22 protein-coding genes, 1 tRNA gene and 2 riboswitches are annotated in these 21,731 nt (G+C 66.9%); of the genes, 11 read left to right on the forward strand and 12 right to left on the reverse strand.

The window, feature by feature from the left end; translation table 11 throughout:
* Positions 1 to 238: 238 nt before the first annotated feature.
* Entirely contained in the window at positions 239 to 859 is a 621-nt protein-coding gene (locus AC3A6P_RS01230; RefSeq protein WP_487687339.1) for a hypothetical protein, read from the forward strand.
* Between the two features lie 123 nt (positions 860 to 982).
* Here the strand turns inward: AC3A6P_RS01230 and AC3A6P_RS01235 are convergent, their stop codons facing one another.
* From AC3A6P_RS01235 to AC3A6P_RS01250, 4 genes are all read right to left on the reverse strand, one after another.
* On the reverse strand, positions 983 to 2,368 hold the full coding sequence (locus AC3A6P_RS01235) for an L-serine ammonia-lyase (protein WP_487687342.1): 1,386 nt from the start codon (positions 2,366 to 2,368) through the stop codon (positions 983 to 985).
* Between the two features lie 85 nt (positions 2,369 to 2,453).
* Positions 2,454 to 2,804 (reverse strand): hypothetical protein, encoded by a 351-nt coding sequence (locus tag AC3A6P_RS01240; protein WP_487687345.1) that lies wholly within the window; start codon positions 2,802 to 2,804, stop codon positions 2,454 to 2,456.
* Positions 2,766 to 2,857: riboswitch (glycine riboswitch) on the reverse strand. It overlaps the preceding gene by 39 nt.
* Before the next feature lies 1 nt (position 2,858).
* Positions 2,859 to 2,950: riboswitch (glycine riboswitch) on the reverse strand.
* A 50-nt stretch (positions 2,951 to 3,000) separates the two neighbouring features.
* Positions 3,001 to 3,513 carry a hypothetical protein gene (locus AC3A6P_RS01245; protein WP_487687348.1) on the reverse strand — a complete coding sequence of 171 codons (513 nt, stop codon included), beginning with the start codon at positions 3,511 to 3,513 and terminating at the stop codon, positions 3,001 to 3,003.
* A gap of 118 nt (positions 3,514 to 3,631) precedes the next feature.
* On the reverse strand, positions 3,632 to 4,201 hold the full coding sequence (locus AC3A6P_RS01250; RefSeq protein WP_487687350.1) for a TetR family transcriptional regulator: 570 nt from the start codon (positions 4,199 to 4,201) through the stop codon (positions 3,632 to 3,634).
* A gap of 158 nt (positions 4,202 to 4,359) precedes the next feature.
* Here AC3A6P_RS01250 and AC3A6P_RS01255 point away from each other — a divergent pair, with 158 nt between their 5' ends.
* The 3 genes from AC3A6P_RS01255 (at position 4,360) to AC3A6P_RS01265 (ending at position 7,089) form a co-directional block, all read left to right on the forward strand.
* Positions 4,360 to 5,430 (forward strand): DmpA family aminopeptidase, encoded by a 1,071-nt coding sequence (locus tag AC3A6P_RS01255; RefSeq protein WP_487687353.1) that lies wholly within the window; start codon positions 4,360 to 4,362, stop codon positions 5,428 to 5,430.
* Entirely contained in the window at positions 5,430 to 6,851 is a 1,422-nt protein-coding gene (locus tag AC3A6P_RS01260) for an APC family permease (RefSeq protein ID WP_487687356.1), read from the forward strand. Before AC3A6P_RS01255 ends, AC3A6P_RS01260 begins: the two co-directional genes overlap by 1 nt.
* A gap of 164 nt (positions 6,852 to 7,015) precedes the next feature.
* Positions 7,016 to 7,089: transfer RNA gene (locus AC3A6P_RS01265), tRNA-Ile, on the forward strand.
* 205 nt (positions 7,090 to 7,294) lie between these two features.
* Here the strand turns inward: AC3A6P_RS01265 and AC3A6P_RS01270 are convergent.
* The 7 genes from AC3A6P_RS01270 to AC3A6P_RS01300 all read right to left on the reverse strand — a co-directional run bounded on the left by AC3A6P_RS01270 (position 7,295) and on the right by AC3A6P_RS01300 (position 13,102).
* Complete coding sequence (locus tag AC3A6P_RS01270) at positions 7,295 to 7,666, reverse strand: DUF6319 family protein (RefSeq protein WP_487687358.1); 372 nt, start codon at positions 7,664 to 7,666, stop codon at positions 7,295 to 7,297.
* An 85-nt stretch (positions 7,667 to 7,751) separates the two neighbouring features.
* The gene (locus tag AC3A6P_RS01275; RefSeq protein ID WP_487687361.1) at positions 7,752 to 8,516 is read right to left on the reverse strand and encodes an HpcH/HpaI aldolase family protein; all 765 of its coding nucleotides are present in this window, start codon (positions 8,514 to 8,516) and stop codon (positions 7,752 to 7,754) included.
* A gap of 7 nt (positions 8,517 to 8,523) precedes the next feature.
* Positions 8,524 to 9,480 carry an aldo/keto reductase gene (locus tag AC3A6P_RS01280; protein WP_487687363.1) on the reverse strand — a complete coding sequence of 319 codons (957 nt, stop codon included), beginning with the start codon at positions 9,478 to 9,480 and terminating at the stop codon, positions 8,524 to 8,526.
* Complete coding sequence (locus tag AC3A6P_RS01285) at positions 9,480 to 10,325, reverse strand: ATP-binding cassette domain-containing protein (protein ID WP_487687366.1); 846 nt, start codon at positions 10,323 to 10,325, stop codon at positions 9,480 to 9,482. The genes AC3A6P_RS01280 and AC3A6P_RS01285 overlap by 1 nt, the downstream gene beginning before the upstream one ends.
* Entirely contained in the window at positions 10,322 to 11,134 is an 813-nt protein-coding gene (locus tag AC3A6P_RS01290; protein ID WP_487687368.1) for an ABC transporter ATP-binding protein, read from the reverse strand. Before AC3A6P_RS01290 ends, AC3A6P_RS01285 begins: the two co-directional genes overlap by 4 nt.
* A gap of 1 nt (position 11,135) precedes the next feature.
* Positions 11,136 to 12,086: an ABC transporter permease gene (locus tag AC3A6P_RS01295; RefSeq protein WP_487687371.1), complete on the reverse strand. Its 951-nt coding sequence runs from the start codon at positions 12,084 to 12,086 to the stop codon at positions 11,136 to 11,138.
* A complete protein-coding gene (locus tag AC3A6P_RS01300; RefSeq protein WP_487687373.1) occupies positions 12,083 to 13,102 on the reverse strand; it encodes an ABC transporter permease in 1,020 nt (339 codons plus the stop codon). Before AC3A6P_RS01300 ends, AC3A6P_RS01295 begins: the two co-directional genes overlap by 4 nt.
* 265 nt (positions 13,103 to 13,367) lie before the next feature.
* Between AC3A6P_RS01300 and AC3A6P_RS01305 the strand changes: the two genes are divergently transcribed.
* From AC3A6P_RS01305 to AC3A6P_RS01335, 7 genes are all read left to right on the forward strand, one after another.
* Complete coding sequence (locus tag AC3A6P_RS01305; protein ID WP_487687375.1) at positions 13,368 to 14,951, forward strand: ABC transporter substrate-binding protein; 1,584 nt, start codon at positions 13,368 to 13,370, stop codon at positions 14,949 to 14,951.
* Entirely contained in the window at positions 14,948 to 16,156 is a 1,209-nt protein-coding gene (locus AC3A6P_RS01310) for a sialidase family protein (protein ID WP_487687378.1), read from the forward strand. The genes AC3A6P_RS01305 and AC3A6P_RS01310 overlap by 4 nt, the downstream gene beginning before the upstream one ends.
* Complete coding sequence (locus tag AC3A6P_RS01315) at positions 16,153 to 16,833, forward strand: SDR family NAD(P)-dependent oxidoreductase (RefSeq protein ID WP_487687380.1); 681 nt, start codon at positions 16,153 to 16,155, stop codon at positions 16,831 to 16,833. The genes AC3A6P_RS01310 and AC3A6P_RS01315 overlap by 4 nt, the downstream gene beginning before the upstream one ends.
* 10 nt (positions 16,834 to 16,843) lie before the next feature.
* Entirely contained in the window at positions 16,844 to 19,045 is a 2,202-nt protein-coding gene (gene pdxA, locus AC3A6P_RS01320) for a 4-hydroxythreonine-4-phosphate dehydrogenase PdxA (RefSeq protein WP_487687383.1), read from the forward strand.
* Positions 19,046 to 19,054: 9 nt separating this feature from the next.
* On the forward strand, positions 19,055 to 19,858 hold the full coding sequence (locus tag AC3A6P_RS01325) for a DeoR/GlpR family DNA-binding transcription regulator (protein WP_487687386.1): 804 nt from the start codon (positions 19,055 to 19,057) through the stop codon (positions 19,856 to 19,858).
* A 188-nt stretch (positions 19,859 to 20,046) separates the two neighbouring features.
* On the forward strand, positions 20,047 to 20,607 hold the full coding sequence (locus AC3A6P_RS01330) for an Rv1733c family protein (RefSeq protein ID WP_487687388.1): 561 nt from the start codon (positions 20,047 to 20,049) through the stop codon (positions 20,605 to 20,607).
* 84 nt (positions 20,608 to 20,691) lie between these two features.
* Positions 20,692 to 21,126, forward strand: coding sequence for a carboxymuconolactone decarboxylase family protein (locus AC3A6P_RS01335; protein ID WP_487687390.1), 435 nt, complete (start codon positions 20,692 to 20,694; stop codon positions 21,124 to 21,126).
* 13 nt (positions 21,127 to 21,139) lie between these two features.
* On the opposite strand, the gene AC3A6P_RS01340 is transcribed toward AC3A6P_RS01335, so the two are convergent.
* The gene (locus tag AC3A6P_RS01340) at positions 21,140 to 21,730 is read right to left on the reverse strand and encodes an SDR family NAD(P)-dependent oxidoreductase (RefSeq protein WP_487687392.1); all 591 of its coding nucleotides are present in this window, start codon (positions 21,728 to 21,730) and stop codon (positions 21,140 to 21,142) included.
* Position 21,731: the final 1 nt, after the last annotated feature.

The following is a 21,731-nucleotide window of genomic DNA, read 5'->3' on the forward strand; positions in this document are numbered from 1 at the left end:
GTTCGGACCAGATGTTCGTGTTCTCCGTCGCTCTACGAATCTCTTCTCGATCTGCGTCTGGATCCTGCACGAATCGTTGGCTGTCAATCATTCGTAACCCGTTCTCTCGTGGACGGACCCCCGCAGCGCTACGAACAGCCGAGTCGGAGGTCGCGAGAAGCGGACTATCCCAGCTTCGAATTCCCCGACGAGCCCACGTCCGCATAGGAGGCGGTGGAAAGGAGGTAGTGCCCTACTCATGAGATCGGCCGACACGCAGAGCAGTGTCGATTTGTCAGTCACAGCAGCATGCAAACTGGAGGAGGAAGCAATGGCCGACGAAAAGCTCGAGATCGGCGATGAGGCTGCATCAGCGCTTGCGGTGGGACCGCGGCTACGGGTGGGGCCCGGCACCAATGTCCCGTTGCGACTCCGAACATCGGCGGTCGAAGAGTACGAAACCACTCATGGTGATGCCCTGGGTAGTCCGCGCGAACTCACCCCGGCAGCCGCCGTGGCGACGCCCCGCGCCGTCACCGCAGTTCGATTCACGAACTCGACCGGCAGGTCTATCTCTGTTGCCTACGGCCGCGCTCGACACGAATGCCAGGCAGAGTGTGGTGATCCGTGGGAAGTTCTGGGTTGGATCAACCTCGCGAGCGGGCAAAGTGCAGACCGCGCCAACCCTACGGGCACCCGTTGGTACTACTACTTCGCCCAAGACGGTTCAGGAACCAAATGGGACGGGAATTTCCCAGCGCAGGTTGTCCAGCGTGCGTTTGCTCGTTGCTGGTGTATAGGTTCGACGGACTCATTCACCGTTGGGATGGACGAAGTGGATCTCGTCGCCTTTCCTGGTGGTGTTGAGTTTACGCCCTGACCGGCGGTCGCCAGGGTGTCAATTCTGGTCCTCGTTCGGCACGCTGGTGCTTGGTACGAGGCCAATGCCCTCTTACCGAAGCGCGGTTGCTTTTGGGTTGTGGGGTTCAGAATTGGCGGCGCGTCAGCACTCGATGAAGTTCACCGGCACATTGACGGCCAGGCCGCCGGTGCTGGTCTCCTTGTACTTGGAGCTCATGTCCGCGCCGGTGGTGCGCATGGTCTCGATCACCTGGTCGAGGCTCACCCGGTGGGTGCCGTCGCCGCGCAGCGCCATGCGTGCGGCGTTGATGGCTTTGCCCGCTGAGATGGCGTTGCGCTCGATGCAGGGAATCTGGACCAGGCCCTCGATCGGATCACAGGTCAGGCCGAGGCTGTGCTCCATGGCGATTTCCGCGGCGTTCTCCACCTGTTCGGGTGTGCCGCCCAGGATTTCGGCCAGGCCCGCCGCCGCCATCGATGCCGCCGAGCCCACCTCGCCCTGGCAGCCGACCTCGGCCCCGGAGATGGACGCACGTTCCTTGTAGAGCGAGCCGATGGCGCCGGCGGCGAGCAGGAAGCGCACCGTGGTCTCGTCGCTGTCCTTCCTGCCCGCGGGGGTGTAGTGCATGGCGTAGTGCAGCACCGCCGGGACGATACCGGCCGCGCCGTTGGTGGGCGCGGTGACGATGCGCCCGCCGGAGGCGTTCTCCTCGTTGACGGCCAGTGCTACCAGGTTCACCCAGTCCTCGGCGAACTCCGGAAGCCGTTGCGGGTCTTCCTCGCTGAGGCGTTCATACCAGTCCTTGGCGCGGCGGCGGACCCGCAGTGCGCCCGGCAGCAAGCCGTCGCGGGCGATACCGCGTTGTTCGCATTCCACCATCACGTCGCGGATGTGCAGCAGCCGCCGGCGGATCTCGGCCTCACTTCTGCTGGCGCTTTCGATCTCGAGCATCAGCTCGCTGACGCTGCAACGCTTTTGGTGGCACAGTTCCAGCAGCTCCTTGGCCGAGCCGAAACCGTGTGCCGACGTGGCTGCGACGGTGGCGGGTTCGCGGCTCTCGGCCTCGGTGACGACGAACCCGCCGCCCACCGAGAAGTACGTCTCCCGGTGCAGTTCGGTGCCACCGGGCCCCAGCGCGGTGATGGTCATCCCGTTGGGGTGGAACGGCAACATGGTCAGCGGCCGGAGAATGAAATCACCCTCGGTGAGCGCGATTTCGCGGGCCCCGCCGAAGTTGATCCGGCCGGTGGCGCGCATGGCGTCGACCCGGCGCTCCATCTGCTCGGTACTGATCTCTTCCGGCAGAAGTCCTTCCAGCCCCAGCAGGACAGCGGTCATGGTGCCGTGACCCGCTCCGGTGGCGGCCAGCGAGCCGTACAGGTCGACACGGATGTCCCGGACGTCGTCGAAGGCGCCGAGGGTGTGCAGATCGGAGAGGAACCGCGCGGCGGCGCGCATGGGTCCCACGGTGTGCGAACTCGATGGGCCGATGCCAATCGAGAACAGCTCGAACACACTGATCGTCATGCGGTCACCGTCCTCGGCTTGTTGATCGACAGTTGATATATCAATGCTGAGTCCACGGTAGGCCAGCTGGGCGTGATGGTCAAGGTCACTGCCTCCGGGCGAGCGCGGCGACGGCCGAGACGACGAGCGCACGGTCAGCCCGGGTCAGCTGCGTGATCCGGTCGCCGTGCGCAGCGACGAGGGCGCGGAACTGCGCGTCGACGCCGGCCGGCGTCGTGCCGAATTCGAGGAAGGTGACGTCGTCGGGAGGACCTCCGTACGGCGTCCATGCCATTGCGAACTCCAGCAGTTGACGGTCATAGCTGTCCAGCGACGTGCATCTGGGTGTGGACAAGGTCGGTGTCGACAAGGCGGCCCCCGGTTCGGTCGCCTCGGCAGGTGCCGTGGCGATGTGGAACTCCCCGCTCTGTCCTGATACCTGAGAGATCTGGCGCACTCAGCGCCGTACACCTTCGGTCAGGCAATTCGGATTGCCTGTCTCCAGAGTTGCCTTCGCGCAACGGTACTGGGGCCTGAGAGATTCCCGGGGAGGATGTTGCTCCTTCGGCGCCTCGGTGTTCGAGGTTCTCCCGCCACGCGTCAACGGCTTTTCAATTGTGACGGGGGTAACGTACCGGGCTGCGCCGGCTTTGTCACGGGACGGGACCCACATCCGAGTGGCGACCCGGTAGGCGGGCCGCGTGTCGCTGCCCCGGGCCAGGGCCGCGGCGGGCGGCGAGCATGTCGGTGACGGCGCCGGTGACGAACGCATAGATCGCCTTGTGCAACACATCGATGAGAAGTTCTTTGCGCGGCCAGGTCTGTGGTGGCGCGCCGACACCTGTGGCGTTCTCCAGGATTTGGTCATTGGTAAGCCGCACCACGGCGAATTTCGCCGACGCCAGTGGGCCGCGTAACCCGACCTCCGACATGACCGCCCGCAGCACCCCGAGCAGGATGCCCTGCCCGTAATGCATGGCCCAGTTCCGCACCAGCGGCTGCTGCCCGGGTTGTTCGGACATCCCGGTGAGGCGCTCGAGCGTGCGGGCAGGCACATGCGAGTTCGGCCGGCCCGTGATCCGCTGCTCGAGCTTTTCCCCGACCGTCATCACCGCCACCCCGGCCGCACCGGCGACGAGGCCTTCCCCCACAGCGTTTCTCAGCATGGCGCGCGGGTACCCGGGCGCGATCCCACCAAACGATCGGCACTCATGACTGCGGAACCCCGGTAGAGCAGTCGGTGCTCAGCGGGGCGCTACTGGGCGTGGCGGGGCGACGCCGGCCTCACACTGTGTCGGGCAGCTTGGTCCCGGTCGCCAACTCCGCGTACTGGCGCATCAGCCGCAGGGCGGTGCTGCGGCTGATCTCGGGGTCGCGCGCCACGATGCGGTAGCCGAAGTAGTCCTCCATCGACATCAGCGTCATCCCGATGTCGCGGGCAGGGGAGCGGAGCGTGAATGCCCCGGCCTCGGCGCCGTCGTTGAGGAGGTCGGTGTAGAGGTCCACCTGCCGGTGGTAGATGCCCTGGACGTCCCGGCGCTGGTCGAGTTCGAACCCGGCCGCCAGCACGGCGCGCCAGATCGCTCGCCACTCGGCGTCCTCGGGTCCGCTCGGCAGTCCCGCGGCGATGGTCAGCGCCAGTTGGTGGTGGATGTCGCGGGCGCGGCGACCGAGTTCGAGCCGCTCGTCGAAGAACCGGACGTCGGAGCGCAGCGCCAGCTCACTGAGCAGCTGGGGCATGTCCTTGAAGTAGTAGCGCACCGCGTTGGTGGTCAGCCCCAGTTCGGCGGCGACGTCGGCGAGCTTGAGCGTGGCCAGGTCGTAGCGCTCGATCAGGGCGATCGCTGCGTCCATGATTTCGGCACGTCGCTCTACCTGCCGGTTCGGCCTCGCCACTGCTGGGCTCCTCTCGCGGATTCGGACCAATTTTGCCGTTCCTGTTGCGTGACTGCTCACCCGGGCGCATAGTTCTTTTCCAATTAGGAAAATAACTCTTGAACGAAGAGAAAACCATGCGTGCCAGAGATCTCGGCGTGGTCATCGGTGAACATCCAACCGGACCGTACAACGCCATCACCGACGTGGGGGGTGTCCGGGTCGGACACACCACCGTGCAGGGCGACGGAATCAACACCGGCGTCACCGTCGTCATCCCGCATTACGACATCTGGACCGAACCGGTATTTGCCGGTTCGCACCGTCTCAACGGCAGCGGCGAGCTGACCGGCCTGGAGTGGATCCGGGAGTCCGGCGAGCTCACCACCGCCATCGGCCTGACCAACACCCACAGCGTCGGCGTGGTGCGCGACGAGTTGGTGGCCGAGCAGGTGCGGGTTCGCGGTGACGGCGTGTACTGGTCGCTGCCGGTGGTGGGGGAGACCTACGACGGACTCCTCAACGACATCAACGGCTTCCATGTCCGGCCGGAGCATGTGCGCGCCGCGCTGGCGTCGGCATCGGGCGGCGCGGTGGCCGAAGGCAATGTCGGCGGCGGCACCGGCATGATCTGCCACGGCTTCAAAGGTGGCATCGGCACCGCCTCGCGCACCTTCGGCGACTACACCGTGGGCGTCCTCGTGCAGGCCAACCACGGCCGGCGCGAACGCCTGCAGATCAACGGTGTACCCGTCGGCGCCCGGATCGGCGCCGAACAGGTGCCGCTGCCCGATTACCCGGCCCGGTTCGAGCCGGGATCGGGGTCGATCATCGTCATCGTCGCCACCGACGCCCCGCTGTTGCCCCATCAGTGCCAGCGGCTGGCGCAGCGCGCATCGCTGGCCGTCGGTCGCGTCGGCGGCACAGGCGAGCAGTACAGCGGCGATCTGATGCTGGCGTTCTCCACCGGTAACCGCGGCATCCCGCCCTACGCCTGGGACGAAGACGTCGCGGTCGCCCAGCGCGAGGTCCCCGTGCGAATGGTGGTTCCGCAGTTGATGACCCGACTGTTCGACCTGACCATCGAGGCCACCGAAGAAGCGATCGTCAACACCCTCGTCGCTGCTGAAACCCTGACCGGCCACCGCGGATACACCGCGCACGCCATCGACCACACCCTGCTCACCGCACTATTTCAGGAGAACTGATGAACGCACCCACCCAGACCGAAGGGCGGCGCCTCACCGGGCATCTCGGCCCCATCGGCATCGTCTTCATGGTCGTGGCCGCGGCCGCCCCGCTGACGGTGATCGGCGGCAACATGCCGCTGGCCATGGGGCTGGGCAATGGCGCCGGCGCCCCCGTCGGCTTCGCCATCGCCGCGCTGGTGCTGCTGGTGTTCTCCGTCGGGTTCGTGACGATGACGCCCTACGTGCCCGAAGCCGGGGCCTTCTTCTCCTACGTCACCGTCGGGCTCGGCGAACGGATGGGTAAGGGCGTCGCGGTGGTGGCGCTGATCGCGTACACCGCCATCCAGATCGGCATCTACGGCTACATCGGCTGGGCCATCAGCGATACGGTCGCCTTCTACAACGGACCCGTAATCCCTTGGCCGGTCTACTCTTTCGTGATCCTCGCGATCGTCGCCGTACTCGGTTACCGGCACATCGAACTGAGCGCCAAGGTGCTCGGCGTGGCACTGGCGCTCGAGATCGGCATCGTCGTGGTGCTCGACCTGGTGATGGTGGCCAACCCGGGCCCGTCCGGCATCACCTTCGCCTCCTTCGATCCGGCCGTGTTCACCCAGGGCACCATCGGCATCGCCATCCTGTTCGCCCTCACCGGGTTCATCGGCTTCGAAGCCACCGCGGTGTTCCGAGACGAGGCGCGTGACCCCGAGCGCACCATCCCGATTGCCACCTACGCCGCCGTCATCATCATCGGCCTGTTCTACGCCATCACCGTGTGGGCGTTCGTGGTCGCGATCGGGCCCGACAACGTGACGGCCGTGGCGAATCAGACCCTCGACGGCGAGGGCAACATGCTGCTGGACACCACTGCCTCGATGCTGGGGACCATCGGCCGCGACATCGTGAACGTGCTGCTGCTGACCAGCCTGTTCGCCTGCGTGCTGTCGTTCCACAACGTGATCGCGCGGTATCAGTTCGTGCTGGCGCGCAAGGGCCTGTTCCCGCAGCGGCTGGCCGCGGTGCACGAGTCACATGACTCGCCGGCGTTCTCGTCGCTGGTGCAGACCGTGACGGCGGCCATCATCGTCGGGATCCTCGCGGTGCTGGGTATCGACCCGCTGGTCGGCGTATTCGGCTCGATGGCCGGCGTGGCCACCGTCGGCATGGTGATCCTGATGCTCACCACCTCGATCGCGGTGCTGGCGTTCTTCCTGCGTAACCGGGACCGGGTGTCCGGCGTGTTCCAGACGCGCATCGCGCCCGCCGTGGCCGTGCTCGGCTTGCTGGGCAGCCTGTGGCTGGTGCTGTCGAACTTCACGCTCGTCACCGGTGGCAGCGTCACTCTGAGCACCATCCTGGCGGCCATTCCGTTCGTCGGGCTGGTGGTCGGTGCGCTGGCGTGGAAGCCTTCGACGTCGATATCTACCCGCGTGAACTGACTCTGGTTTGAGACTGCGGTGACGCCGGTGTTTGGCGGGGTCACGTCCGGACGTGGCCGCAGTATCAATCAGACGCATCGAGGTCAACGGCGGCGCGCCTCGCGGATCCGTTTGGCAGGGCTGCGTGGCCGCGTGCGAAGATAGCGGCCGCGCAGACGCGCCACGGGGCGGTAGCTCAGTTGGTTAGAGCCGGGGACTCATAATCCCTTGGTCGCGGGTTCGAGCCCCGCCCGCCCTACAAAGGCCGTGTATTGCTTCGGTTGATGCTGGTCGTTTCTGTTTCGGGTGATGCCTGACAGTTGTGTCGGTTGATCCTTGACACTCCCTTGATGAGGGAGCTGAGCGTGGCCAGGCAGCGGGTTCGAGCCCCGCCCGCCCTACAACCTGGTGGCGCGAGGTCCGAGTCATGCTCGACGCCGACGGGCGTGCAGTTTCCACAAGCCTCAGTCCAAATCCGCCAGTACCCTGCGCGCCGCTTCGAGCTCGGCCTCCAATGCCGCGACCTTCGCGGCCTGTTGCGAGCGTGCCTCTTCGATCACGGCATCGATCGGGGTGGAGAGGTCTTCGTGCAGTTCCCTGGCCGCGCGGGACACGGCGGACGCAGCGACGGCGACGTTGCGGGCCAGGTAGGTGGAACCCTGCTTCAGTTCGGCATGCCATTCACCGTCGGCGGAGCCGGTGACGGTCAGGGTCAGCTCGATGGTCTTGGCTTTCCTGCCGGCGCCCCGTTTGGCAGGGGTCTTCGTCGGAGTCTCCTCAGCGACTGGTGCGGTGGGCGCTGCCTCTGCTGCCGGGGTGTCTACAGTGATCGTCACGGCGTACCTCTCGTCGAAGATGGCCCGCGATGAGCGGGACCGGCGGACGACAGCCATTAGAACACACGTTCGACACCGGGTGGGCTCAACCCCCCGTCGCTGCTTTGAGGTGCGCGGCGGCCGCGAGTTTCAGATGGGTGAGGTCTGAGGCCACCGACGCGAACGTGAAACCGTCGGCCAGTCGGCGAGCGGCCGTCGCACCGTCAGGGGTGTGGATACCGGCCGCGATCCCTGCCGCTGCCGCCGCCTCGCTGACGCGCCGCAGTGCGGATTCGAACTCGTCATCGACAGCGGGATCCTGCGGATGTGTCCCGCCGACAGCGAGGCGCAGATCTGACGGGCCGACGTACACGCCGGCCAGACCCGTTGTCCGACAGATGCTCTCGACGTTCTCCAGACCCTGGGGAGTTTCGATCATGGCCAACACCACGGTGTCGGCGTCGGCGACAGCGGGCGTGGGGCCGATGCGCAACTGTGAGCGCATCGGCCCGTAGGAACGAATCCCGTTGGGCGGGTAGGTCGCTGCATTGACTGCCGCGGCGGCTTCGGCGGCAGTGTTGACCAAGGGCACGATGACACCGGCCGCACCGGCGTCGAGCGCACGCCCAATGGGGGTGGGGTGGTTGGCCTCGATACGGATCAGGCCCACAGGGCCGTGGGCGGCGTCGATAGCCGTCAGACCCGCGACCATGCCCGAGTAGCCGATGAGGCCGTGCTGCATGTCGAGGGCGATGTAGTCATATCCGACGTGGGCCAGCCACTCGGTCGAGACGGGGGAGTCGAGCACCGACCAGTAACCGATCAGGCGTTCGCGGCGACGCAGCCGTTCGGCGAATTCGCTTGCAGTCATGGGCTTCCTAGCGGTTGTAGTTGGGCATGGCGCCGCGCAGGCCGACGCCGATGTCGTCACACTGGGCAACGAGTTCGTCGTCGAGTGGTCCGGCGTTGATGGCGGCGATGTTGTTCTCCAGATGGCTGACCTTGGAGCCGCCGAGCAGAATCGGCCCGGCGACCGGCTTGCTGACCAGCCACCGCAGTGCCAACTCGGTCATCGGGAGGCCGGCCTTGTCGGCCAGGGTGCTCAGCTGCGCGATCGCGTCGAACACCGCTGCGTTCCAGTACCTCTGCTTGTACATCGACGCCAGCCGGGAGTCGCCGAACCGACCTTCGGCGGGGTCGGCGTCAAGAGAGTGCCTGCCGGTGAGGAGCCCGCCTCCCAGCGGGTTGTACACCATGGTGATCAGGCCGGTGACGGCGGCGAACTCGGCGTATTCGTCTTCGATGCGGCGGGCCAGGAGGTTGTAGACCTGCTGGGCCACCAGAGGCCGGGGCGCCCCGACTTCGTCAGCAAGGTGGTTGATCTCGGCGATCTGCCAGGCCGCGTAGTTGGACACTCCGAGGGCACCGATCTTGCCTTCCTCCACCAACTGGGCCACGGTGCTCAACGTGTCGCGCAAGGGTGTGGCGCGGTCAGGCTGGTGCAGATAGAACAGGTCGACGCGCTCGATACCGAGGCGGCGCAGGCTGCCTTCCACGCTGGCACGCAGGCCGAAAGGCGACAGTGGTGCATTGCCGTCGGCATCGGGATGCGGAATCCCGGCTTTGGTGGCGATGGTGACATCGTCGCGGCGACCACGCAGCACCTGAGCGAGGATTTTCTCTGATTCACCCCCGGCGTAGCCGTTGGCGGTGTCGATATGGGTGATGCCGGCGGCCAACGCGGCATCGACCATCTTCCCGGCATCGGCGGCCGCCACGGTGTCACCAAACGTCATGGTGCCCAGCGCGGGGCGGGTGAAGTCGAGATCGGGCATCAGGCTGCTCCTTGCACGGCGGTGTGGGTGGTGGTCATGCGTGCGACGACGTTGCGCGGTTTGATTCCGACCATGGTCGTGGGATCCAGCGCCGCTGCTCGCAGCGCGATGGTGTAGGGCTCGCGTGGATGGGCGAGAACCTCTGCGGTGGAGCCGGATTCGACGATACCGCCCGATCGCATGACGACGATGGTGTCGCTGATCTCGCGTACCACCCCTAGGTTGTGGGAGATGAACACATACGTCAGCCCGGTCTCGCGTTTGATGTCGCGCAGCAGGTCGAGCACCTGCGCCTGCACGGACACATCGAGCGCGCTGGTGGCTTCGTCGCACACCAGCAGGTCGGGTTCGCTGGCCAGTGCACGCGCGATCCCGATCCGTTGGCGCTGGCCACCGGAGAACTCGGCCGGCTTACGCCGCAGTGCGCTGGTGGGCAGCCCCACCTGATCGATGAGTTGGGCGGCGCGGGCCTCGCGGTCACGCCGGCTCCGGACACCGCGCAGACGAAGCGGTTCGCCGACGATGTCCACCGCGTTCAGGTGCGGGTCCAACGATCCGTACGGGTCTTGGAACACCATCTGGATGCGCGAGCGGAAAGGCCGCAGCTTTCGTTCCGAGAGCCCGGCGATGTCCACGCCGTCAAAGCAGATCCGGCCCGACGAGGGCCGCACCAGCCGCACGATCGCTTTGGCCAGTGTGGACTTCCCGCAACCGGATTCGCCGACGACGGCCAGGCATGAGCCTTGCTCGACGCTCAGGCTCACCGTGTCGAGTGCCCGGAACACCCCGCCGGGAACGGGGTATTCGACCACCAGGTCTTCGATACTCAACAAGGGTTCGGTCATGCCGGTACCTCCATGCCGGGCCGGGCGTCCAGCCGGGGAACTGCGTCGAGGAGTCGTTTCGAGTAAGCGGTCTGCGGGTTGCCCAGCAGTGCCTCAGCGTTGCCGCCTTCGACGAAGCGGCCGTCTTTCATGACGTAGATCTGATCGGACATCAAACGCGCCACTCCGAGGTCGTGGGTGATCAGCAGCATGGCCACACCGGTGCGTTCCTGGAGTTCGAGCAGCAAGTCCAGGATGCTGGCCTGCACGGTGACATCCAGTGCACTGGTGGGTTCGTCGGCCACGATCAGCTCGGGTCCGGCTGCCAGCGCGGCGGCGATCAGGACACGTTGCAGCATGCCACCGGACAGTTGGTGTGGGTACTTCGAGAGCTGTTCGGCGGGGCGCGGAATGTGTACCTGGTCAAGCAGTTCCACCGCGCGAGTGCGCTGCGCCGCGCGGCCGGTGACGCCGCTGTGGCGGATCGCGTCGCGCAGCTGGGAACCGATGGTGTGCACGGGGCTCAACGCCGTCATGGGGTCCTGGGGGATCAGGGCGATGTGCCGGCCGCGGACCTTTTTCAGCGCCGCGTCCTTGCCCAGGATGTCGATGTCCTTGAACTGGGCGCGGCCTGACATCACGGCGAGATCCGGGGGGAGCAGCCCCAGCACGCCCATGGCGGTGGTCGATTTGCCCGAGCCGGATTCCCCGATGATCGTCACGGTCTCACCGGAGCCGATGCAGAACGTCACCCCGTCGACGGCGCGGATGACACCGGCCGCGGTGATCAGTTCGATCTGCAACTCGTCGATGCGCAGCAGATTACCCATCTCATTTGTCCTTCCGGCGCAACGTGAACAACTTCAGCAGGCCGATCCTGGGGCCTCCGGCGCGGTCGCGGAGTCCGTCGCCGAGCAGATTGACACCGACCACCAGTAGGGCGATCACCAGGCCCGGCAGCGTGACCAGCCACCATGAGGTGGTGACGTAGTCCTGGCCGTCGGAGATGATGCGGCCCCACGTGGCAAACGGGCGCTGCGGGCCGGCACCCAGGTAGCTCAGGGCGCTTTCCAGCAGCACGGCCTGCGCCAACAGCAGCAACACCACCAGCGAGACCTGCTTGACGATGTTGGGCACGATGTGGCGGGTCAGGATGGCGGTATGTCCCAGGCCCAGTACGTGCGCCGCCGCGATATACGGTTTCTCCCGTTCCACCAGTGTCAAAGATCTTGTGAGCCGGGCGATCTCGGGCCACTGGGCGATGGCGATGACGAAGGTGATGACGGGGATCGACGGACCGAACAGCGCGACCACCAGCAGCAGCATCATCAGCAGCGGCAAGGAGAGCTGTGCTTCGAGCAGGCGGCTGACGACCGTGTCGATCCAGCCGCCGCGGTAGCCGGCCACCGCGCCCAGGGTCAGGCCGATCACCCCGGACACCAGCACGGCCAGTATGCCGATCGTCAGCGACACCTGACCGCCGTAGAGGACGCGGGCCAGCAGGTCGCGGCCCAGTTGATCGGTGCCGAACAGGTGGCCGTCGGTCAGCGGGGGAAGCCGTCGCGCGGCGAGGTTGGTGGCATCGGGGGAGGGCAGCGGGAGAACCCGCGCCAAGGCCACCGGCGCGACGACGAGCAGGACGGCGATGGTGCCCACCCAGATCTTGACCCGGCTGTCGCGGTGACGGCGGGTGGCGCCGGCGCGGGCGATGTCACGGGCGGTGACCGCCGAGGGGCGGGGCTGCGCCGGCGGGTCGATGACAGTGGTTGCGGGAGTAGTCATTTGCCGCGTGCCTTTCCGAGCCGGACGCGCGGGTCCAGCAGTGGGTAACAGAGGTCGACCAGCAGCTGGACCAGGATGGCCAGCACCGCCGTCACCAGGACGGTGGCCTGGATGAGGGGGTAGTCGCGGGTCTCCAGTGCGCGGACCACCAGCGAGCCGACGCCGGGCCACGCGAACACCACCTCGACGACCACGACACCGTTGAGCATCGAGGCGAAGCGGGTTCCCAACGCGGTGAGCACCGGGATGGCGGAGTTGCGCAACGAGTATCGCCAGATCAGCTCGGTTTCCGACACACCGCGCGAGCGGCCGACGGTGATGTAGGGAGACAAGAACGCGCCGACCATCTCGCGTCGCACCATTCGGGAGATGAGCGCGACTTGCAGGACGGCGATGGTCACGGTCGGCAGGATCAGGCTGGACCAGGTGGTGAATCCGGCCGGCGGGAGCACCGGGAACAGCACGGCGAACACCGTGATGAGCATGAGGCCGGTCCAGAAGTCCGGCATGGACTGCCCGGCGATGGTGACGGCGTTGGCGGCCAGTTCACGACGGCTGTCGGCGCGCCGGGCCATCCACACCCCGAGCGGAATGGCCACCAGGGTGGTCAGCAGGATCGCCGAGACCGCCAAGGTGATCGTGTAGGGCAGCCGGGACAGCACCACGTCGAAAGCCGGGGCCTGGAACGAATACGACGTGCCCAGATCCAGGTGCAGAAGACCCTGCAGGTACTTGAGGTACTGGACGAACACGGATTCGTCCAAGCCCATGTCGGTGCGAATCCGGGCCAGATCCTCCGAGCTGGCCAGCGGCCCGGCCAGCGAGTAGGCCGGGTCGCCGGGGGCCATGCGGATCAGCACGAAGACGGTGGTCAGTGTGAGGAAAACCGTCAGCAGGCTCTGGCCGAGCCGACGCAGGATGTAACGCGGCATCGGCCCCAGCAGTCGGCTGAGTGCACCTCGTGGTGCGGTGCCGGCCGTCGACGCCGGCATGGGTGCAAGAAGCTGGTCGGCCACGTCAGTCACCGACCTCGAGGAATACCTGTGCGGTCATCGTCGACCCTTCTGATCTGCGGCGGCGACCTGTGGTCGGAGCCAGAAAGCGACGGGGTTGTCGTCTAAATCACAATGACACCAATGCGCGTAATACGCAAGGTGTGGCACGCATATTGCGTGTTGTGCGCAGAAGGGCTAGGGTTCGGTGTGGCACCAGTCACAAGCGCGGGACCGCCGAGCGCGGCGCATCCCCGACTGCGGCACCCCTCAAACTCGGAGGTCGACGATGACCGAGTCGCTACTCGATCGACGCTTTTCCCGCAGGTCGATGCTGCGTTCCAGCATGCTGTTCGGCGCCGGACTGGCGCTGGCCCCGGCCATTGCGTCGTGTGCGACACCGACCGGCCGACCGGGACCCGATGCGGTAAGCCTGGGTCTGAACCGGGCGCTGAACACGTTGGACAACAAGCTGTTGCAGTACGACGCGGCGCTCACGGTTCAGCGCGCAGTGCGGCAGGCGCTCACCGAGATCGATTCGAACCTCAAACCTCAACTGGTGCTCGCCGACCAGTTCCGCCTGGTGGAGCCGACGCGCTGGTTTGTACACCTGCGGCCCGGCATCCGGTACTCCGACGGCAGTGCCGTGCAGGTGCAGGATGTGGCGACGGCGTTGTCGATGTACTCCCAGGTCGACGGGTCCTTTGTCGGGGGGTTTTTCCCCGAGTGGCCCACCGTCGAACCGATCGACCAGACCAGCTTCTTCCTCAACACCGTTCGACCGGTGCCGGTACTCGACTACCTGATGTCGAACATCCTCATCACCCCTGCGGCGGCCAACAAACCCGAAGACCTCTCCGACGGAGTGGGTACGGGCCCCTACATCGTCACCGCATCCGACCGCGGGTCGGGCACATATTCGTTGGCGCGCAACGAAAACTATTGGAGCGCAGCCCCGCACGTGGAGTCGGTGCAGGTACGGTTCATGCCCGACGAGTCCAGCCGGGTGGTGGCCCTGCGCAGCGGTGAACTCGATGTCATCGATTCGATCACCCCGGATTCCACCGATCAGATCGAGGGCCTGGCCGGGGTGGCCGTCCAGCACGCCGACGGGGTGCGTCTCAACCAGCTGTTCTACAACTTCCGCAAGCCTCCGGGCCATCCGCTGGCCGACGCCCGGGTGCGCCGCGCCCTGACGTACGCCATCGACGGGCAGTCCCTGGTCGACAACGTGATGCAGGGCTCGGCCACCGCGTCGCGTGGCGTCATCCCGCTGAGTCTGGCCGGCGCCATCGAAACCGGCACCTACACCTACGATCCCGACCGCACCAAGGCCGAGCTGAGGTCCCTGGGCATCAACGATCTGCGCGTCAAGATCATCTGGGAGAGCGGCGAATTCGCCGCGGACACCGACATCATGGAGTCGGTGCTGCAGATGCTCTCGGCCGCCGGTGTCGGCGCCACGCTGCAGCAGTTCGAGCCCGGCGGCGACATCGCGCAGTGGCGTCAGGGCAAAGCCGGCGACTGGGACATCCTGGGCAACGGATATCCGAGCCCCACCGGTCTGGCTCTGACCATCATGCAGGGCATGTACGCCGGAACACCTGAGAAAGAAGAAACCCGCGACACCTATCACGGGTACCAATTCCCCGAGATCACCGCCATCATCACCCAGGCCTCGGAAGAGGTGGAGCCCGCCCGCCGTGATGCACTGCTGGCCGATGCCCAGCGCCGCATCTGGGACACCTGCCCCATGCTGTGGTCCTTCGTCCCCAAGGCGGTGCTCGGACGGCGCACCCGTATCGACGGAATCAACCTGCGGCCCACCAACTCCTACGATCTGGCCGCAGTGACCCTGAACGGAAACTCATGACCACCACCGCCGATACCGCCACCCTCCACGCCGACGGCGTGCTGCGGCCCCACCATCAGCACGGCCGCCGGGAGACGTTGCTACCGCCGCCGCACATCCAGAACCACGCCGCCAACCTCACAGTGCTTCCCGACGGCGCCCTGGCCTGCGTGTGGTTCTCCGGCACCCAGGAGGGTGTCGCCGACATCAGCGTGTGGTTCTCCCGGCTGGACGCAGGAGCGGACACCTGGACCGCACCCGTGCAGCTGTCCCACGACGACACCCGCTCCGAACAGAACCCCGTGTTGTACGTCCATGGTGACAACGAGGTGTGGTTGTTGTGGACCTCGCAGCACGCCGGCAATCAGGACACCGCACGGGTACAGCGGCGTATCTCCTCTGACGGCGGGCGCACGTGGGGCGACGTGCACACGCTGATTCCCGCCACCGACGCCGCCGGGGTGTTCATCCGTCAGCCACCGGTCGCACTGCCCGGTGGCCGTCTGCTGCTGCCGATCTTCTACTGCGTCCGAATTCCTGGCGAGAAGTGGGCAGGCAACCGTGATTACAGCGCGGTGATGATCTCCGATGACGGTGGCCACACGTGGAGTGAAGTCGAGGTGCCCGACAGCATCGGCTGCGTGCACATGAACATCGGGCGGCTCTCCGACGGCACCCTGGTCGCGTTGTTCCGCAGCCGCTGGGCCGACTCGATCTACCGCAGCGTCTCCACCGATGACGGGCAGAGCTGGTCGGTGCCGCAGCCCACCGAGCTGCCCAACAACAACTCCTCCATCCAGTTCGTGGTGCTCCCGGATGATCGACTGGCCCTGGTGTTCAACGAATCCAGTGCCGCCGACGCCACCGCGCGGCGGGTATCGCTCTACGACGAGATCGACGACGACGGGATCGCCGACAACCCCGCGCCGGCCCCCGCCCCGGTGGCGACCAGCACCGCCGAACGCACCGCATTCTGGGGAGCGCCACGGGCGCCGATGACACTGGCGGTCTCCGCTGACGGCGGCCTGACCTGGCCGGTGCGACGAAACATCGAAGAAGGTGACGGGTACTGCCTGTCCAACAACTCCCGCGACGCCCTGAACCGGGAGTTGTCCTACCCCTCCATCTGCACCGACGGCGGCACCCTGCACGTCGCGTTCACCCGGTACCGCCAGGCCATCGAACACGTTGCTCTCGAGAGTGACTGGGTGAGTGCAGCCACATGACGGCCCAGCGCGCGATCGTCACCGGCGCCAGCTCCGGAATCGGGGCGGCGATCGTGACGCGGCTGCTCGCCGGTGGCTGGGAGGTCACCGGCCTGAGTCGACGCCGGCCGGACATCGAGGACACCCGATTCACCTGGCTGCGCGCCGACATGACGGATTTCGAGGCACTGGAAACCGAACTGCGCCAGCTGGACTCGGTGGATGCACTGGTTCATGCGGCCGGTCTGCAATTCAGCGCACCGCTGGGCCACCTCGACACCGCACACAGCGCCCAGATGTGGCGGGTGCACGTGGGAGCCGCTGAGGTGCTGGCCAACACGCTGGCGCCGAAGATCCGCGATGGCGGGCGCATCATTCTGCTCGGCAGCCGAACCATGACCGGCAGCGCAGGCAAGAGTCAGTACGCCGCCACCAAATCCGCCCTGGCCGGGATGGCCCGGTCCTGGGCTGCCGAACTGGTTCAGCGTGGGGTGACGGTCAACGTGGTGGCTCCCGGACCTACGGACACCCCGATGCTGATGGATCCCAACCGGACTCACACCCCACCCAAGACACCGCCGATGGGCCGTCTGATCGACGCCGATGAAGTGGCCGGACTAGTGGGGTTCCTGATGAGCCCCGACGCCCGCAGCATCACCGGCCAGGTCATCACCCAGTGCGCGGGGATGTCGCTGTGAGGACGGCACTGTGAGCCTCGACCTCTCCATCTTCGCCGACGACCTCTCCGGTGCCGCCGAGACGGCGGCGGCGTTCCTGGACCGGGACGTCGACCTGGTACTGGAACTCGATGCCGGACAATCGCTTCGGCGCGGTGTCACCGTGACCGACCTCAACAGCCGGACCATGCCGGTGGCGGACGCCGATCGTGTGCTGCGCACCGCATTGAGTGCCGTCAGCCCCGGGCGGATGGTGATGCACAAGATCGATTCGCTGCTGCGCGGCCACGTCGGCGCCGCCGTCGACACCCTCGCCGAACGAGGTCCGGTGATCGTGGCCGCCGGCCTGCCCGCCCTGGGACGGCAGATCCGCGGCGGTGTGCTGTACGTCGGTGACGTTGCGCTGCACCACACCGACCTCTGGCACCTGGAACCGCAACCAGCCCCACCCACCGTGGCCGACCTCATCAGCCATCCGGCTGCGGTGTGCGCCTCGCCGCGTGACGCGGCAACCGCTGTGGCGGCGGGCGAGGTGGCGATCTGCGATATCGCCGACGATTCCGATCTGGACCTCGTGGTGGCTGTCGCACAATCCATCCCGGGGGTTCAGCTGGTCGGTGCCTCGGCCTTGGCCGCTGCGCTTGCCCGCACGCAACCGGTGGTCGCCGCGGCGCGCAGCGCCCCCGCGGGCTCTGCCACGGTGTTGACCGTGGTGGGTACCGCCGCACCGAATGCGCCTTCGCAAGTCGAGGCACTCATCGCCGGCGGCGCCGCTCACGTCGCTGTCGATGCCGACCGGCTGCTGGCCGGCACGGCGGACATCACCGCTGTGACAAACGCGTTGAGGGCACATCGCAATGTCGTCCTGACGATCAGCGGGTCAGTTACGGCGCTGCATCAGCGCGCGCTGTCCACGGCGATGGGCGGCTTCATCGCCGAGGTGGACCGCCACTCGAGGCAACGGCCTGATCTGGTGCTCACCGGTGGGGAAACCGCTCGGGCCGTCATCGACGCCCTGGCCGTCAGCGCCTTGCGCCTCGCCGGCGTCGTCCACCACGGCGCCGTCGTCAGTATCGCCCCGGATGGACGGCGCATCGTCACCCGTCCGGGCAGCTTCGGTGACCGCGCCAGCCTCGCCGAGATCACCGCACACCTGGCACCGACGCCAGGGCCCGAATCAGACACCACACCTCAGGAGAGTTCCGCCATGACACCCCAACCCGGCCCCGAAGCACGGCCCATCGTCGCCATCACCATGGGTGACGGCGCCGGAATCGGCCCCGAAGTCATCGTCCCCGCACTGCTCGACGACGCCACTCTGAACCGGTGCATCCCCGTCGTCATCGGCGATGCCAAGCGGCTGGCGCAGGCCGCCGAGATCCTGGGCATCCGCTGCGACATCGTGACCGTCGACTCCGTCGCCGACGCGCATCCCGCACCCGGCCGGATCAACGTCATCGATCTCGACCTGCTGCCCGCGGATCTGCCGTGGGGCGAGCTGTCCGCGGTCGCCGGGCATGCCGCCTACGAGTACATCCGCGTCGCCGCCGAACTCGCCGTCCGCGGTGAGGTCCAGGCGATCTGCACCGCACCCCTGAACAAGGAAGCGCTGCACGCCGCGGGCCACATCTATCCCGGCCACACCGAACTGCTCGCCGACCTGACCGGCACCGAAGAGGTATCGATGATGCTGTCGACGCCTAAACTCAAGGTCATCCACGTGACCACACACATCGGTTTGATCGACGCGGTGGCCAAGATCGAGCCGGGGCTGGTGGAACGCACCGTGCGCCGCGGTCACGAGGCCCTGGTGCGCGCGGGTAACCCCCATCCCAAGATCGGCTTGTGCGGCATCAACCCGCATGCCGGCGAGGGCGGATTGTTCGGCTACGGAGAAGAGGACGCCAAGATCGTTCCCGCGGTACAGGCGTTGGTGGCCGACGGCATCGACGCGCACGGCCCGTTGCCCGCCGACACGGCCTTCTTCCTGGCGGGCCGGGGCGACTACGACCTGATCGTGGCGATGTACCACGATCAGGGACACGGTCCGGTCAAGGTGCTCGGGATCGAAGCCGGCGTCAACATCACCGTCGGACTTCCGGTGATCCGCACCTCGGTGGATCACGGCACAGCCTTCGATATCGCCGGTAAAGGGATAGCCGAAGCAGGTAGCATGATCGAGGCTCTTCGTCAGGCGACCGAACTGGCAACCAGCACAACTGTTCTCAAATAGGAGAAGTTGATGCCCCCACGGGGTTCCAAAGCGCGGCGCGCCGAGATCGTCAGACTGGCGCGTTCCACCGGACTGGCCAGCGTCGAGGAACTCTCCACTCAGTTCGGGGTCACGGCATCCACCATTCGGCGGGATCTGAGTCTGCTCACCGATCAGGGACTGATTGCGCGCACGTACGGTGGCGCCATCGCCTTGAAGCGTCACCCGGAATCATCGTTGCGCCAACGCGCGCAGCAGGGCTTCGACGCCAAGCACGCGATTGCGCGGTGGGCCGCCCGGCAGGTGCAGCCGGGAGAGACCATCCTGCTGGATGCCGGAACCACCGTCGGAGCCATGGGGGAGTACCTCGGTCGGGTCCGTGACCTGACGGTGTTCACCGCGGGACTGACCGCGCTGGAAGCGCTGGCCGACGCCAACGCCGTCCGGGTGGAGTGCATCGGCGGCACACTGCGGCATCTCAGTCAGGGGTTCGTGGGGCCACTGGCCGAGGCCACACTCGAGCGGCTGACGTTCGACCGCGCGTTCCTGGGGGCCGATGCCGTCACCGCCGAGTTCGGGATCTGCGAGGCAGAACTGGAGCAGACGCGGCTCAAAGAACTGATGATGCAACGGGCGTCGGAGCTCTACATACTGGCGCATGCAGACAAACTGGGGCGCAGGCCGTTTCACGCCTGGGCGCCCATTCCGGCCGGCACCACGCTGGTCACCGACAGCGCGGCCACCGACGAGCAGATCAAGGCCTTCGAGAAGGCGGACGTCACTGTCGTTCGGGTCAGCGAGCTCTCGGAGACTTCCGACCTCAGCGCGGGGTGAGCGCGCCGGCGCGATGACCGCAGCACCGGAGGGTACCGGGGCTCGAAGGGCAGCCGCGTCAACATCATTCGCCCGGATGAGTTGGCGCTTTTTGCATACATGCCGAAGTCATGAGCTCGGCCTCTGTTGCAATCCGGCAAGTGCTGGCAGGCTGAAGGTGCACGACCGCGGTCACTTCGGAGGCTGCCATGGACGCCGTCGACCACAACGTCAGGAACGTGTGGTTGTCGCGGGCCTTGGGACACAACCCACTGGTGCGTTGCAGCGATCGAGTGGAAGCAGCGCTGGCCGCCGTGGTGGCTGCCGTGCTGCTGTTCCTGATCCCGGTGGCGTGCGCGGTGGGCACCGAGGTGCACGAGACCAAGGCCCGCGCCCTCACCGAGTACATGGCGACACACCGTCAGGTCAGCGCCCAGGTGATCGCCGAGAGTGTGGGGCCGGCGGATCTCTACACACCGGGCGCGGTCACCCGGGTGCAGTGGACCGACGGAGGGCGTATCCGCACCGATGCCATGTTCTCGCGGGAGTGGCACGAAGTCGGTGACGCGCTGGGCATCTGGGTGGATCAGCGCGGCGAGCGGACACCGCCGCCACCTGAGTCTGCGGTTCCCGCCGCGGTGACCGCGGCGATGTCGGTCTGGGTGGGCGCGGCGGCGGTGGCCGCGACCCTGCTCGGGGTGTTGCGTGTGTGGCTGGACCGACGGCGGTACGCGGTCTGGGAGCAGGAATACCAATTACTGGTCGGGTGACCCGGGGCGGGTCACATAGTGGTGCGCTGTCTCGTCAATACGGGTGCGGGCCGCCCCGGCCCGGCTGACTGATTGGAGAACACCATGGCCACCCGCACGTTGCTGAGCACCGCGATCCCCGAGGCGTACAAGACGATGTTGGCCCTCGACGAGCAGGTGACGCAGGCAGCCGAGGCCGTGGGAATCCCCAAACTCACGCTGGACTTGCTGAGGATCCGGGCCTCGCAGATCAACGGTTGCGCGTTCTGTTTACGGATGCACACCCGCGACGCCCTGGCCGGCGGGGAGACCGCGGATCGGCTGGCGGTGCTGTCGGCGTGGCGGGAGACGCAGTACTTCTCGGATGCCGAGCGGGCGGCGCTGGCGATCGCCGAGGAGATCACCCTCATCGCCGACCGCACCGCCGTGGACACCGACGCGGTGACCTCCGAGCAGGCCGCGGCGCTGCGGTGGGCCGCCGTCGTCATCAACGCGTTCAACCGGGTGGCGATCAGCAGCCACTACGTCGTCAAGCCGTGAGCCGTGCAGGCCGTCACACGATGCTTGCCCCGCCGTCGACGTGCAGGGTGGCGCCGGTGATGAAGCTCGCCCGCGGTGAGGCGAGAAACAGGACGGCCTCGGCGATTTCGGCGGGTTCGGCGGCGCGTCCCAGCGGAACGGACGTGTCGGCGGGCCCGGTCACGACCCTGTTGACCCTGATGCCGTTGGAACCGAATTCCGCGGCCCAGGTGCGGGTCAGCGCGGCGCCGGCATCGGTCTCCCCCGACGAGACGTGGACGATCGACCCCCCACTGTGGCGGATCATGCACGGCGCGACGGCGGCCACCAGGAAGTACAGACCGGCCAACGTATCGAGGTCCGCCAGGGCGGCGTTGTTGACCAAGATGTCGACGGGCATCTGTCTGGCGAGGTGGTCGACGGATTCCAGGTCGGCCAGGTTTGCGGTGATGAAGCTGGCGCCGGGACCGAGCGCGTTGACGGCCACCCGTCCGGCGTCAGCGTCCCGGCCGCTGACGATGACGTGGGCACCGGCGCGCCGCAGTAACCGTGCGATGGAAACCCCCGGTTCGGAGGTGCCCTCGGTGACCAGGGCCGTGCTCCCCGACAGTTCCGGAGCGCTCATC

The organism is Mycobacterium sp. Soil_C_30 (assembly GCF_057656995.1).

What these genes read in the sequence shown, in the direction of transcription:
- AC3A6P_RS01230 (WP_487687339.1), top strand. Translation starts at nt 239, where the DNA reads ATGAGATCGGCCGACACGCAGAGCAGTGTCGATTTGTCAGTCACAGCA.
- AC3A6P_RS01235 (WP_487687342.1), bottom strand. Translation starts at nt 2,368, where the DNA reads ATGACGATCAGTGTGTTCGAGCTGTTCTCGATTGGCATCGGCCCATCG.
- AC3A6P_RS01245 (WP_487687348.1), bottom strand. Translation starts at nt 3,513, where the DNA reads ATGCTGAGAAACGCTGTGGGGGAAGGCCTCGTCGCCGGTGCGGCCGGG.
- AC3A6P_RS01250 (WP_487687350.1), bottom strand. Translation starts at nt 4,201, where the DNA reads ATGGACGCAGCGATCGCCCTGATCGAGCGCTACGACCTGGCCACGCTC.
- AC3A6P_RS01255 (WP_487687353.1), top strand. Translation starts at nt 4,360, where the DNA reads ATGCGTGCCAGAGATCTCGGCGTGGTCATCGGTGAACATCCAACCGGA.
- AC3A6P_RS01260 (WP_487687356.1), top strand. Translation starts at nt 5,430, where the DNA reads ATGAACGCACCCACCCAGACCGAAGGGCGGCGCCTCACCGGGCATCTC.
- AC3A6P_RS01275 (WP_487687361.1), bottom strand. Translation starts at nt 8,516, where the DNA reads ATGACTGCAAGCGAATTCGCCGAACGGCTGCGTCGCCGCGAACGCCTG.
- AC3A6P_RS01280 (WP_487687363.1), bottom strand. Translation starts at nt 9,480, where the DNA reads ATGCCCGATCTCGACTTCACCCGCCCCGCGCTGGGCACCATGACGTTT.
- AC3A6P_RS01285 (WP_487687366.1), bottom strand. Translation starts at nt 10,325, where the DNA reads ATGACCGAACCCTTGTTGAGTATCGAAGACCTGGTGGTCGAATACCCC.
- AC3A6P_RS01290 (WP_487687368.1), bottom strand. Translation starts at nt 11,134, where the DNA reads ATGGGTAATCTGCTGCGCATCGACGAGTTGCAGATCGAACTGATCACC.
- AC3A6P_RS01295 (WP_487687371.1), bottom strand. Translation starts at nt 12,086, where the DNA reads ATGACTACTCCCGCAACCACTGTCATCGACCCGCCGGCGCAGCCCCGC.
- AC3A6P_RS01305 (WP_487687375.1), top strand. Translation starts at nt 13,368, where the DNA reads ATGACCGAGTCGCTACTCGATCGACGCTTTTCCCGCAGGTCGATGCTG.
- AC3A6P_RS01310 (WP_487687378.1), top strand. Translation starts at nt 14,948, where the DNA reads ATGACCACCACCGCCGATACCGCCACCCTCCACGCCGACGGCGTGCTG.
- AC3A6P_RS01315 (WP_487687380.1), top strand. Translation starts at nt 16,153, where the DNA reads ATGACGGCCCAGCGCGCGATCGTCACCGGCGCCAGCTCCGGAATCGGG.
- AC3A6P_RS01325 (WP_487687386.1), top strand. Translation starts at nt 19,055, where the DNA reads ATGCCCCCACGGGGTTCCAAAGCGCGGCGCGCCGAGATCGTCAGACTG.
- AC3A6P_RS01330 (WP_487687388.1), top strand. Translation starts at nt 20,047, where the DNA reads ATGGACGCCGTCGACCACAACGTCAGGAACGTGTGGTTGTCGCGGGCC.
- AC3A6P_RS01335 (WP_487687390.1), top strand. Translation starts at nt 20,692, where the DNA reads ATGGCCACCCGCACGTTGCTGAGCACCGCGATCCCCGAGGCGTACAAG.
- AC3A6P_RS01340 (WP_487687392.1), bottom strand. Translation starts at nt 21,730, where the DNA reads ATGAGCGCTCCGGAACTGTCGGGGAGCACGGCCCTGGTCACCGAGGGC.